Origin of the sequence: Nonomuraea sp. NPDC005730, from assembly GCF_040630865.1 — a bacterium.
In the GTDB taxonomy this organism is placed as follows: domain Bacteria; phylum Actinomycetota; class Actinomycetes; order Streptosporangiales; family Streptosporangiaceae; genus Nonomuraea.
In genome coordinates, this window is the sequence record NZ_JBEXYK010000026.1 from 104,022 (window position 1) to 116,436 (window position 12,415).

Sequence of the window (12,415 nt, forward strand, 5' to 3'; positions counted from 1 at the left end):
GGTCCTTCCGGCGGCATCGCTCAGGACATGAACCTGACCAGCTCCACCCGTGAGCGGATGCCGAGCTTGCTGAAGATGTTCCTGAGATGGTGCTCGACCGTGCGCCTGCTGAGGAAGAGCTGCTCGGCGACCTCCTTGTTGGTGGCGCCCGCGGCCACCATGCGGGCGATCTGCGCCTGCTGCGCGGTGAGCTGCGACACCGTCGCGTCCGCGGCCGGGCGGACCGGTTCGCCGGAGGCCCGCAGCTCGGCCCTGGCCTGCCCGGTCCACAGCCGTGCGCCGTGCCGTTCGAACGTCTCCAGCGCCGTGTGCAGGTGGTTCCTGGCCGCGCCGGGCCGCCGGTCACGCCGCAGCGCGCTGCCCAGCAGCAGGTGCGTACGGGCCGCCTCGAACGCGCAGACGCCCTGGCCGTGCAGCCGCAGGGCGTCCCGGAACAGCTCCTCGGCCTCGCCCGGACGCACCGACAGCAGCGCCCGGCAGCGCGCGACCAGCGCCCGCAGGTCGGGGCTGCGCGTGCTGCCGACCCAGCGTTCGAGCACCCGCAGGGCGGCCGCGGCCCGCTCGCGGTCGCCGGTGCGGGCGGCCGCCTCGATGTAGTGCGGGGTGGACATGACCTTGATGACGACGTGGTGGTTGCGCCGCTCGGCCCGCAGCCTGCCGGCGGCGTCGGCCACGCGGCCCGCGGCCAGGTCGAGACAGGCCAGCGCCCAGTTGCCGACCGCGCCGGCCAGGCCCAGTTCGTGGGCGTCGGCCAGCTCGATGGCGGCGTCCGCGCGGATCCTGCACGTCTCCTGGTCGCCCTCCACGGCGGCGCTGATCGCCAGCCAGGCCAAATGCTGGGCGGCGGTGTTGAGCTGGCCCGTCTCGCGGGCCAGCCGCAGGCCCTTCGCGGCGGTCGCGGCGACGGAGGCGTACCGGCCCATCCAGACGTCGGGGTAGATCGTGAACTCCAGGAGCTGCGGCACCGCCGACGCGGCCCCGCGCAGCCGGGCCTCCTCCACGGCCCGCGCCGACAGCCGGTGGGCCACCGCGTCCTCGCCCAGCAGCATGCCCGCCACGCAGGCCCACGTGAGCACGGCCGGGTCGCGTACCGACCCGGCCAGCTCCAGCACCCGCCGCAACGGCCCGGCCGCCTCCTGGTGCAGGCCGCTGAAGGTGTGGGCCATGCCCGCCAGGTACTCGAACATGAGCTGCGCCGGCGCCGACTCGTCCGGACGCCGCAGCGCCGCCGCCTGCCGGGCGATCGCGATGAACGCCCGGTTGTCGCCCGCCCGGTAGCTGGCGTCCGCCGCGCGGACCAGCGCCCGCACGCCGAGCACGCGGTGGCTGTCCAGCAGCCGGCGGGACGCCGCCAGCAGCTCCTCGCGGGCACTGCCGGTCTCGCCGCCCAGCAGCTCCAGGCTGCCGCGCAGGAGCTGGACGTGGCCGCGCAGCTCCTCGGACGCGCCGGGCGACCTGAGCCGGGCCAGCAGGGAACGCGCGGCCCGGGGACGCCCCGACACCCAGGCGTGCCTGGCGGCGGCGGCCAGCCGCTCGGCCCTGACCGCGGGATGGGCGGTCAGCTCGGCGGCGCGCTCCAACGCCAGGTAGGGCTCGGGGAACCCGGCACGACGCTCGGAGGCGAGGCACGGCTCGGAGCTCCCGGCGGCCCACCGGACGGCCGGCGCCGCCCGCGCCAGCTCGTCTCCCGCCTCCTCCTCCCCACCACCCCCAGCCCAAGCCCGATGCCAAGCCCCCCGCAACCTCCGCCACCCATCCACCTCCGCAAGACCCCCGTCCGGGACGCCCGTTCCCGAGCCGTCCGCTTCCGCGCCGGCGGCGTTCGCGGGCAGGTTCCGGGGTGGGGTGAGCAGGTCGGCGAGGAGGCGGTGGGCACGGCGGCGCTCGGCCAGCGACGCCGCGTGGTAGGTGACCGCCCGCATCGCGGGTTCCCGGAACACGAACGTGTCCCCGTCGGCCCGCAGGACGCCCACCCGTTCGGCCGGTTCGAGCACGGACAACGCGCACGCCGGGGTCGCCGCCCTGGCCAGGGTCGCCACGTCCAGGGCCGGATCGGCGGCGATCAGCAGCGACAGCCACCGCGTACGCGCGGGCAGCCGGGCCAGCACGCCCGTGTGCTCCCGCCACAATCGCCCACCAGGAGGCAGGACTGCGGGCGGCGCCGCGAGCCCGGCCCGCTGGTCGGGGGTGAGCGCGCCGATCAGCTCGCGCAGCGCCAGCGGGTTCCCGCGGGCGATCTGGTCGAGCGCGGCCGACAGGTCCTCGGCGAGCCCGCCGGGCACCAGGTCCGCGGCCAGCTCCCGCACCGCCGGCCCGTCAAGCCCGCGCAACTCCCGCGCGGGTACCCCCTCAAGCCCCCGCATCGCCCCGCCGTCGAACCCCTCCGGCTCCCGCTCGCCGTCCGGGGCGGCATGGGAGGGCGGGGGAGGGCCGGTGTGGGGTGTCGTGCCAGGGGTGGAGGCGGAGGTGCCGGTCGGCGGCGGTACGTCGGGGGCCGGGGGTCTGGTGCTGAAGAGCATGGCGATCGGTTCGCCGGACAGGCGGCGGGCCACGAACGAGAGCGCGTCCAGGCTCGCCGCGTCCAGCCGGTCGGCGTCGTCCACGCAGGCCAGTACGGGACGCTCGGCGGCGACCGCCGACAGCAGCCCGAGCACGGCGGCGGGCAGTGCGAGCCCCGTCCCGCAGGTCCCGGACTCCAGTGACTCGGTCAGCGCGCGGGCCTGGACGGCCGGCAGCGCCGTGACGGCCGCGGACACCGGCCTCAGCAGGCCGTGCAGCCCCGCGTACGGGACCCGCGACTCCGACTCCACCCCCGACACCCGCAGCACCCGGAACCCGGGGGCCAGCGCGGCGGCCAGGTCGAGCAGCGCCGTCTTGCCCATGCCTGCCGCGCCGGTAAGCAGCAGCGCCCCGCCGGAGCCGGCCCGGGCGTCGTCGAGCAGCCGCCGCAGGACGTTCTCCTCCGCGCCGCGGCCGCGTAACACGGGAACGCGCGTGACTGGGGACACGCCGTCCAGTGTCACGCGCGGGTGCCGCCGCTGAAAGGGCCCGCCACCGACGGAAAACCACCGACCGTCGGCCCCGCCCAAGCCCCCAGCCACCGCGCCGACCCTCCCGGACGTCCGGCCAGACCGCCCCAGCCACCCCACTGACCGCGCCCGGACGTCCGGCCAGACCGCCCCAGCCACCCCACTGACCGCGCCCGGACGTCCGGCCGAGACCACCCCACCGAGCCTCGTCGGGCGTCCGGCCCGACTGCCGCCCGCAGGAGAGTGAGGGGGGGAGAAAGTGTGGCATTCCGGTGACAGCAAGCGCTTGGTGACCTACCTTGAGTCCTGACCGTCAAGGAGTGCCGATGCGGAATCAGGGGCTTGGGTCATGGCCGGCACGCAGGGCGCGGATGACGCCCGCCCGGCCCGCCGTCGGTTACCCGGGAATCGACCGCACCTACGGCGACCTGTACGACCGGGTCACCCGCCTGGCCCACGGGCTGACCGGCCTGGACGTGGGCCGCGGCGACCGGATCGCCTACCTCGGGCCCAACCACCCGTCCCTGGTGGAGACGTTCTTCGCCGCGGGACTGCTCGGCGCGGTGTTCGTCCCGCTCAACGCCCGGCTGGCCCCGCCCGAGCTGCGCTTCCTCCTGGACGACTCCGGCGCCCGCGTCGTCGTCCTCGGCGCGGGCGAGGGCGAGGGCGAGGGCCAGGACGGCGGCGGCCTGCCCGGCCGGCACCTGAGCCAGGACGCCTACGAGGAGCTGATCGCCGACGCGCCCGCCGACCCCGTGGACGAGCCGGTGAGCCAGGACGACATCTGCCTGATCATGTACACCTCGGGCACCACCGGCCGCCCCAAGGGCGCGATGCTCACCCACGGCAACCTCATCTGGAACGCCGTGAACCTGCTGGTCGACGTGCCGCTCGCGCACGACGAGGTGACGCTGGTCAGCGCGCCGCTGTGCCACATCGCGGCCCTGGCGCAGACGCTCGTGCCGACCGTGCTGAAGGGCGGCAGGGCGCTGCTGGAGCCGTCGTTCGGGGTGGACAGGACGTTCGACCTGGTCGAGTCCGAGCGGGTCACGATGATGTTCGGCGTGCCGACGATGTTCGCGGCCCTCGCGCGATCGCCGCGCTGGGCGGGCGCCGACCTGTCCAGCCTGCGGCACCTGCTGTGCGGCGGAGCGCCGGTGCCCGAACCGCTGATCAGGACGTACCGGGAGCGCGGGCTGCCGTTCCTGCAGGGGTACGGCATGACGGAGACCTCCCCGGGCGCGCTCTTCTTCGGGGCGGGGCACCCGGACGCCGGGCTCGGTTCGGCCGGGGTGCCGTGCTTCTTCTCCGACGTGCGGCTGGTCGCCCCCGACGGCTCGCCCGCCGCCCCCGGCGAGCCCGGCGAGGTGTACGTCCAGGGCCCCAACGTCATGCCCGGCTACTGGCGGCGTCCGAAGGAGACGGCGAAGGTGTTGTCCGCCGACGGCTGGTTCAGGTCGGGCGACATCGGCGTGGCCGACGAGGACGGGTACGTCCGCATCCGCGACCGGATCAGCGACATGTACATCTCCGGCGGCGAGAACGTCTACCCGGCCGAGATCGAGAACCTGCTCCACACCCATCCGGCGGTGGCCGAGTGCGCGGTGATCGGCGTGCCGGACGAGAAGTGGGGGGAGACCGGCAAGGCGCTGGTCGTGCTGCGGCCGGGCGCGAGCGCGGAGCCCGAGGAGCTGCTCGCCCACCTGGACGGCCGCCTGGCCCGCTTCAAGATCCCGAGGTATCTGGAGCTCGTCCCCGAACTGCCGCGGAACGGCGCCGGCAAGCTGCTCAGGGCGTCCCTCAGAAGGCTGCACGGGCAGCAGCAGGGGCGGTGACCGCGCGGGGAGCGGCGGGTCAGCCGATGGCGGGCAGGCGCAGGTCGGCGAAGACGCCGCGGTGGTCGGTGCCGGGCACGTCGAGGATCTCCGTACGGGCCACGCCCACCCGGCGGTCGGCCAGCACGTGGTCGATCGTGATGATCGGCGGTATCGCCCTGCCGTTGGGCCAGGTCGGGACGAGCCCCTTGCCCACCTGGTCGGCCGCGTCGACGTAACCCCGGGCCAGCAGGTCGCGGAAGGCGCGGTGGTCGAGGCTGGCGTTGAAGTCGCCGGCCAGGATCCTGACCACCGACGGGGAAGGGGACGGCAGCGCCTTGAGCGAGGCGTCCCACTCGTCCGCCATCCGGCCCAGTGGCGGGTTGGGGTGCACCGCCACGACCTCGACCTTGCCGCCCGAGGGCAGGGACAGCGTGGCGGCAGGCATGTTGTGGCCGATCGGGGTGAACAGCCCCCGCCGCGGCCGCAGCGGGTGCCTGGCGAACAGGCCGCTGCCGATCGCGCCGTCCGCGGCCTGGAGCACCCGGTACGGGAGCAGCTTGCGCAGCCCCGCCTGGTCGAGCCGCCGGACCGCCTCCGGGGTCAGCTCCAGCGCGCTGAACACCTCGATCTCGTACGTGCGCACCAGGCGGACCACGGTCTCGGCGTCGGCCCGTCCGAACAGGTTGACCGACAGCACCCGCAGCGGGACGCCGTCGATCACCTTGCCCGCCTCCACCCCGGACGTCCTCGGGATCAGGCACGCGATGAACACCATGCCCACGAGCGCCGCGGACAGCCCCGCCGGACGGTTGCGCCTGAGCATCGCCAGCAGCGCGGTCAGCGCGGCCAGCCCCGCGCCGATCGGCGTCACCGTCATGAGCTGGATGAGGAAGGAACCGGTCTCCAGGCCGCCGACCCGCAGCGCCGCCCAGGCCGCCAGCAGCGCGACCACCGTCCAGGCGAACCAGCGCCTGCGCCGCCGGGGTGAGGGACGCTTGCCGGCGGATGCGCGTTCGGCCGTCGCGCTCGCTCCCCGTTGATCCACAGCATGAACCATAGGGCAGTGGCGGAGGAGCCGAACCAGGGCCGGTCAGCCCGGCTCGGTCCGGCTCAACCCGGTGGGCCGGTTCAGTGGCTCACCGCGCCGACTCGGCCCCGGCCTTGACGGCGAGGAGCTGCCTGCGCATCGCGACGAAGTCGCCGACGTCCGTCATCGCGACGTGGGCGGCGCCGCGTACGGTGGGCTCGCCGCGCATCCGGAGCCGGTAGACCAGCCGGGTGCCGCCGCCGGTGTCGCGGAGCGCGACGGAGCAGGTCGTGGTGGCGTCGGCGCCGCGGTCGGCCAGCACGAGGCTGTGCGGGGCCTCGATCCGCTCGACGACGAAGCCGCCGCCGTCCATGACGTCGCCGGGCTTGAGGTCGTGCGGGGGCTGCGCGGGCTCGTCGGCTGCTTCCGTTCGTACATCGGGCCCCGTGCCGGGCCCCGTGCCGGGACGGGTGCCGGAACGGGTGCCGGGGCCCGGGTAGCCGCCGAGCCGGACCACCCAGGCCCAGACGACCGCCGGCGGCGCGTCCACGGTGACGGCACGGGTGGCCTGGAGCTGGGGGAGCGGCACGATGTCGTCACCCGGCAGGTCCTCGTGCACCTCTCTGTCGGTCGCGCCCCAGCGCAGGTGCCAGGGGCGCACGGCGAGCAGGTACCCGGCCGCCGCACCCGTGGCCAGCCGGAACAGACGGCGTGGCAGGAACATCGCAGCACTCCTTCGTGTCACTGACGAGACATGTCGCTGGACGGAACGTGTCACCGGCGGTGCGTGTCACCGGCGGCGTCGTCACCGGCGGCGTCGTCACCGGAGCCCCTGTTGGGACGTGCCGCCGACGCTCCTGACGGGACGTGTCGTCTGCGGACCTCTCGTTGATCGGCGTTCGGAATTACGGTGCTTATGCCTGAATTATGGGCCAATATGGCTAGATCTGGTCGGCTTTCCATATTGTCAGGCCATATGTCTCCGCTATCGGCCGCCACGCCTGAGCGAATTGTGCCTTGGCCGTCTGTGCGGCCTCCGACCTGCTGAGACCGCGCCGGTAATCGCGGTCGTCCGAGACCGGGCCGGTGCAGCCGCCCGCCAGATGGCGCCGGGCCCAGGACAGGAAGGCGGTGTCGGCGTCGTAGGAGGCGTCGAGTGCGGTGATGAGCGTCTGCTTCAGCGCCGCGCCCTCGGGCAGGGCCGTCACCTCCAGCGTCCGGGCGGCGGCGAGCTGGTCGCGGCGGCTCGCGGTGATGTCCTCGATCGTGGTCACGCCGGTTCGGCGGCAACCGGTCGCCTCCGCGATCGCCGCCGACAGGCTGGAACGGGTGGAGCTGCTGCTGGACAGCAGCTCGTCCACCTGCCCGGCCTGCCCGGCCGCGCCTGCCGTGGGGTCCGCGCCCGGCGTCGGGCCGGCGCTCGCGGCCGGGTCGTCCGTGGGGGTGGCGTCCCCGGTCGGCGGGTCTTCCGTCGCCTCGTCCGACGCCTGAGGCTGGACGGCCGACGGCGCGCCGCCCGAGCTCCCGCCCGCCTCCGCCGGGGAGGACGGGCGGCTCCCGGCCACCCACCAGACCAGCGCCGTCGTCGCACACGCCGCCGCCACGCTGGCCAGTACCACCGGCCGCCGCCACCCCGGCGGACGCAACCGCGAGGGCGGCGGCGGATGCTCGTCCCCCAACGGCCCCTGCGAAAGCCCGGCGAACGCCCCCTCCCCGGACGGGCGGACCCCGGGCGGAACACCACCGGTGCCGACGTCCGGCGCGCCGGCACCCATGGTGTGGGGTGCGGGAGGCGAGGTGGTGGGGGGCGAGGTGGCAGGGGGTGAGGGGGCAGGGGGTGAGGGGGCGGGGAGGAGGGCGCCGCAGCGGGGGCACTGTGTGAGGGCGCCGGTGTCGCTGCCGCATCGCCCGCACCGCCCCCCGGCGCCTGAATGGTGGACCAATACACCCTCCCGTAATGCTCCGTAAAGGGAAGAATTTCGATTTATCGGGCTTTTGTCCCGAGCTTCACTTCTGGTGAACGAGACTATTTGATAACAACGACCCCCCCAAAGCACTCGCCCCTCATAAGCTCGGCCGGGTTCACCGACGAAGGAGGGTCATGGCCGTCGACAGCTCCGGCGCCACCGGTTCGACGCGGGACTCCGCGGCCCACCCGGGCGTGCCCCGCATGAGCAACGTCACCCGCTACCTCAGCGCCGCCGCCTACCTCGACAGCGGGTTCCGCGACCGGGTGCTGGGCGAGCTGATGTTCGACCCCTACCGCGCGGTCCCTCCGTCCTACGGCGGCTTCGACCTCATCCCGGTGATCCACCACTGCCGGCGCTCGCGCTCGATGCTCGTCGTCCGCGACGCGCTCATCACCGTGTTCTTCCTGGTCGGGTTCGTGATCGTGCCGATGACCACGATCGCGTGGGTGGCGACGCTCGTCCCGCTGGTGCTGCTCACCTCGGGGCGGCTCCGGGGCGGCTCGTTCGTGCTGCGGGCCATGCTGTGGTTCTGGTCGGCGAGCATGGCCTTTCTCCTGGTGCTCGCGGCGTTCTCCACGGCGCTGTCCGTGCTGCTGCTGCAGAGCTTCTCCAGCTCCTCGTTCTTCGACGACAGCCCCTCCTACGGCTTCGCCGACGTCCTGACCCAGGGGCTCGGCACGCTGGCGCTGGCGATGTCCGTGCCCTTCACCACGCTCGGGGTGGCGCTGGTCTACCGGATCGCGACGTACATGACCCTGGCGGGCACGCTGCGGCCGGGCGCGCCCGAGCCGGTCACGAGCGCGACCGGCCCCCGCACCGCCCATCGCGTCGACTACGTGCGCAGCGCCCAGTGGGGCAACATCACCATGTACGCCAACGAAGACGCCTTCATGGGCGCCGGATCCATCGCCAGGAGCTGGTCGATCGCCGTGGAGCTCGACCGGGTGCGCGGCCGCGAGGGCCCGCCGCGCCGCCAGGACGACCCGGTCGACATCGACCCCGTCGAGCTGCACGCCTTCGTCCGCGAGCGGTTGAAGGACATGCGCGACCGCGTGCTGCGTCCCAACGAGGGCATCCAGCGGCTCGACATCGGCGACCACGTCGTCGCCAGGGGGATCTTCACCGTGGCCGACTGGCACCAGGGCGGCGCCCCGGTGTCCCATCCGCTGATCGGCAAGAACGGCCTGCCCAGGTCCCACGCCACGCCCGAGGAGATCGAGGCCGTCGTCCGCCATCCGCAGGGCGGCGTGCGCTACTACCAGCGCGTCACGATCAACAACGCCGGGCAGGAGATCCGCGACCGCAACGGCCGGCTCGTCGCGCCCGCCGAGGACCAGGAGGCGCTGACCTCAGCGTTCATCTACCTGGCCGTCGAGGGCCGGATGCTCTACACCCAGTTCGTGGTCACCGTGCTCCCGCCCGCCTACGGCCCCTACCACGTGGTCGACCGGCTGCCCACCATGACCGGCGGCCGCATCGCCTGGGAGGCGGTCAGGTCGTTGAAGCTGCGGCTGCTGCGCGACGTGCTGGCCGCGCCCGCGCGGCTGGCCCGTACGGGGGTGCAGGCCGTCCGGCAGAACATGCTGGCGCCCGACCCGCGCAAGCACATCGTCTACCCCTACGGCGCCCGCTTCAGCGTCCGTGAGCTGGGCGCGAGCGACGACCTGCAGACCCACATCCAGGTGCTCGACGTCTCCAAGTACGTGCGGATGATCGAGCAGCGGCTCACCGAGGCGGTCCTCGACTTCCTGGAGGACAAGGGCGTGGAGACCGGCGCCTACCGGTTGCAGGCGGCGAGCGTGACCATGAACACGCTGTCGGTCAGCGGCGGCGCCACGGTCAACGGCCCGGTCGCCTTCGGGCACCAGGCCGCGGCGACGGTCAACAACCTGGGAGGGCAGGGCGCGTGACGAACGAGGAGACCCCCGTGCCGAGCTCGTACGGCGTGCACATCAGCGGCGGCGAGGTGAGCGGCCCGATCGCGGTGGGCCCGCACTCCCGCGCCACGGTCAACAACCTGGGCGGCGCGGCCCCCGGCGAGGCGGCCCGGCTGCTCGACCGGCTCGAACGCCTGCTCGCCGAGCACGAGGCGCACGTGACCGAGCCCGCGCGGGCCCGCCGGGACGTCGCCGACGTGCGGCAGGAGATCGAGCAGGCCGACCCCGACCGCTCCCGCGTCATCGACGCGCTCAAGCGGCTGTCGGCCCGCGCGGCCGAGGTGTCGGTGATCGTGGAGGTCGTCGGCCAGATCCGCGAGCTGTTCGGCTGACCCCGGCGGCCCCGCCTCGCGGGCGGGCCGTGGTCAGCGGAAGACCGCGACCGCGGCCTCGCCGAGCATGTCGTCGATCAGCTGCACGACCTCCCTGACGACGGGGGAGTGCTCGCCCGCGATCTCCCGGAGGCGTTCGACGAGCCGGGCCGAGGGCTGGTCGAGGTAGAGCTCGGCCTCCAGCCGCAGCGCCCCCACCAGCCCGCACAGCGCCGCGCCGCGCCCGTCGGGCTGCTTCCAGCCCTCCACGGCCGAGCGCACCCCGGCCGAGGCGCGCACCACCGAGGCGATGTCGGCGAGCTGATAACGCGTGTACGGCAACATGCCCATGCGCCGCCTGGTCACCATGACCAGCACGCCCGCGGTGACCAGGCTCTGCCGGGTGCGGTCGTAGGCGTCCTCGGCCAGCTTCTTGATCCAGAACCTGGCCTCCCCCTCGGCCCGGTCGCGGGCCATCAGCGGGACGAGGGAGTCCACGACCGCGTCGCCGACCGGGGTGGGGTCGGTGACGGTGATCCGGCCCTGCCCGACCGTGACGCGCCCGCTCAGCGCCAGGTCGAGCAGCACCGCCCCGGCCAGCCCGAGCGCCATCGAGTGCTGGTGCACCAGGGGCTTGCCGGACTGGTCGTGGCCGATGAGGAACAGCTCGTGGTGGAGCGGTGGCCGCGTCACGGTGACCGGATCCCGGTCAGGCCGGCCTTCTCGTCGCCGTCCAGCACCGGGCGGCGGCCGCGGGCGTACAGGATGCCGAGGACGACGACGCCGACGGCGAGCCAGATCAGGCCGACCCGCTGGGCCAGGATGTTGGCGTTGACGATCACGAAGATCAGGATCGCCATGCCGATCAGCGGCGCCACCAGGTGCGACCAGAAGTCGGACGAGCGCTGCCGGACCCGGTAGTGGACGATCACCGACACGTGCAGCACGACGAACGCGATCAGGCCGCCCATGTTGACCAGGCTGCTCAGCAGGCCGACGCCCTCCTTGAGCTGCGAGGCCCACACGCCGATGCCGACGGACAGGGCCGAGACGAGCAGGATGGCGTTGGCCGGGACCGAGTGCTTGACCGACACCTTGGCGAGGAAGGCCGGCAGTTGCCGGTCGCGGGCCATGGCGTACAGCAGGCGGGAGACGGCGACCTGGGCGACCAGCGTGTCGGCGAAGCCCCAGGAGATGGCGGTGGCCGTCGAGGTGACGTGCCGCAGCCACTCGCCGCCCGCCGAGGCGGCGGCGTCGTAGAAGGCGGTCTCCGAGCCGGTGTTCAGCAGGCCCGCCGGGTCGGGCACCACCAGCGCGGCCACCCAGACCTGGGCGATGAACAGCAGCCCGGCCAGGATCAGCGCCAGCCGCATGGCCCGGGCCACCTGGGCCGAGCCGCCCGCGGACTCCTCGACGAGCATGCTGATGCCGTCGAAGCCGAGGAAGGACAGCACCGCGACGGAGACCGCGGCGAAGATCACCGGCCAGGAGAAGGTGTCGGGGTTGAACAGCGGTGAGAGGCTGAACCCGTGGCCCCTGCCCTGGAGCAGGGCCCAGATGCCGATCAGCACGAACAGGCCGAGCACGACCAGCTCACAGGTGATCAGCACCTTGGTGAGGGTGATCGTCATCCGGATGCCGCGCAGGTTGACCACCGTGTTGACGGCCACGAAGATGAGCAGCCACCCCCAGACCGGCACGCCCGGCACGCTGTTGTGCATGGCGATCGAGGCGACCAGGTAGAGCAGGCTCGGCACGAGCAGGTAGTCGAGCAGGATCGCCCACCCGGTCATGAAGCCGACCGACGGGGCGATGCCGCGGCCCGCGTAGTTGTAGACCGACCCCGACAGCGGGAAGGCCTTGACCATCTGCGCGTAGGAGGCCGCGGTGAACAACATCGCGACCATGCCCACCAGGTACGCCAGGACGGGCATGCCGCCCGAGGCCTTGTAGACCGGGCCGAAGATCGCGAACGGCGCGATCGGCACCATGAAGATCAGGCCGTAGAACACGAGGTCGGTCAGTCCGACCCCGCGGCGTAATTCCTGACGGTAGCCGAACTGCTCGATGCTCTCCTGAGGTTGCACGACAGCCTCTCCATGTCGTCCATGCGGGGGGTGACGGGCCTCGGTATACGCATGGGGTTACGGATACCGGTGGGGCTCGATCTGGCGATCCTTCCGTAGCCCACGGTCACGTCGCAAGAGGCTGCTCCAGGTGGTTGCGTACCTGACCTCGCCGGAGGGCCCCGCGCCGGCACCGGCGGGCGGGACGGCGCGTCCAGACCTTCGCCACCGACGTCCTGCGCCACATGCGATCATGCC

General features: G+C 73.5%; 9 protein-coding genes. 3 read left to right on the plus strand and 6 right to left on the minus strand.

Annotation, left to right across the window (positions count from 1 at the left end; translation table 11 throughout):
• Positions 1-20 precede the first annotated feature (20 nt).
• Positions 21-3,008: a LuxR C-terminal-related transcriptional regulator gene (locus tag ABZ444_RS27410; RefSeq protein WP_358002542.1), complete on the minus strand. Its 2,988-nt coding sequence runs from the start codon at positions 3,006-3,008 to the stop codon at positions 21-23.
• Positions 3,009-3,355: 347 nt separating this feature from the next.
• Here ABZ444_RS27410 and ABZ444_RS27415 point away from each other — a divergent pair, with 347 nt between their 5' ends.
• Entirely contained in the window at positions 3,356-4,864 is a 1,509-nt protein-coding gene (locus tag ABZ444_RS27415; RefSeq protein ID WP_358002545.1) for a long-chain fatty acid--CoA ligase, read from the plus strand.
• 19 nt (positions 4,865-4,883) lie between these two features.
• Here ABZ444_RS27415 and ABZ444_RS27420 read toward each other — a convergent pair whose 3' ends face one another.
• From ABZ444_RS27420 to ABZ444_RS27430, 3 genes are all read right to left on the minus strand, one after another.
• Positions 4,884-5,891, minus strand: a complete 1,008-nt coding sequence (locus tag ABZ444_RS27420) for an endonuclease/exonuclease/phosphatase family protein (protein WP_358002548.1) — start codon at positions 5,889-5,891, stop codon at positions 4,884-4,886.
• Between the two features lie 91 nt (positions 5,892-5,982).
• Positions 5,983-6,597 (minus strand): hypothetical protein, encoded by a 615-nt coding sequence (locus tag ABZ444_RS27425; protein ID WP_358002551.1) that lies wholly within the window; start codon positions 6,595-6,597, stop codon positions 5,983-5,985.
• A gap of 217 nt (positions 6,598-6,814) precedes the next feature.
• Positions 6,815-7,492, minus strand: coding sequence for a hypothetical protein (locus ABZ444_RS27430; RefSeq protein ID WP_358002554.1), 678 nt, complete (start codon positions 7,490-7,492; stop codon positions 6,815-6,817).
• Positions 7,493-7,974: 482 nt separating this feature from the next.
• Between ABZ444_RS27430 and ABZ444_RS27435 the strand changes: the two genes are divergently transcribed.
• Both ABZ444_RS27435 and ABZ444_RS27440 read left to right on the plus strand, forming a co-directional pair.
• Complete coding sequence (locus tag ABZ444_RS27435; RefSeq protein ID WP_358002557.1) at positions 7,975-9,753, plus strand: hypothetical protein; 1,779 nt, start codon at positions 7,975-7,977, stop codon at positions 9,751-9,753.
• The gene (locus ABZ444_RS27440) at positions 9,750-10,112 is read left to right on the plus strand and encodes a hypothetical protein (RefSeq protein ID WP_358002560.1); all 363 of its coding nucleotides are present in this window, start codon (positions 9,750-9,752) and stop codon (positions 10,110-10,112) included. The genes ABZ444_RS27435 and ABZ444_RS27440 overlap by 4 nt, the downstream gene beginning before the upstream one ends.
• Before the next feature lie 33 nt (positions 10,113-10,145).
• On the opposite strand, the gene ABZ444_RS27445 is transcribed toward ABZ444_RS27440, so the two are convergent.
• Both ABZ444_RS27445 and ABZ444_RS27450 read right to left on the minus strand, forming a co-directional pair.
• The gene (locus ABZ444_RS27445; RefSeq protein WP_358002563.1) at positions 10,146-10,784 is read right to left on the minus strand and encodes a GPP34 family phosphoprotein; all 639 of its coding nucleotides are present in this window, start codon (positions 10,782-10,784) and stop codon (positions 10,146-10,148) included.
• On the minus strand, positions 10,781-12,178 hold the full coding sequence (locus tag ABZ444_RS27450; RefSeq protein ID WP_358002566.1) for an APC family permease: 1,398 nt from the start codon (positions 12,176-12,178) through the stop codon (positions 10,781-10,783). Before ABZ444_RS27450 ends, ABZ444_RS27445 begins: the two co-directional genes overlap by 4 nt.
• Positions 12,179-12,415: the final 237 nt, after the last annotated feature.

Coding starts and splice junctions, on each gene's coding strand:
- ABZ444_RS27415 (WP_358002545.1), top strand. CDS start 3,356: ATGCGGAATCAGGGGCTTGGGTCATGGCCGGCACGCAGGGCGCGGATG.
- ABZ444_RS27425 (WP_358002551.1), bottom strand. CDS start 6,597: ATGTTCCTGCCACGCCGTCTGTTCCGGCTGGCCACGGGTGCGGCGGCC.
- ABZ444_RS27435 (WP_358002557.1), top strand. CDS start 7,975: ATGGCCGTCGACAGCTCCGGCGCCACCGGTTCGACGCGGGACTCCGCG.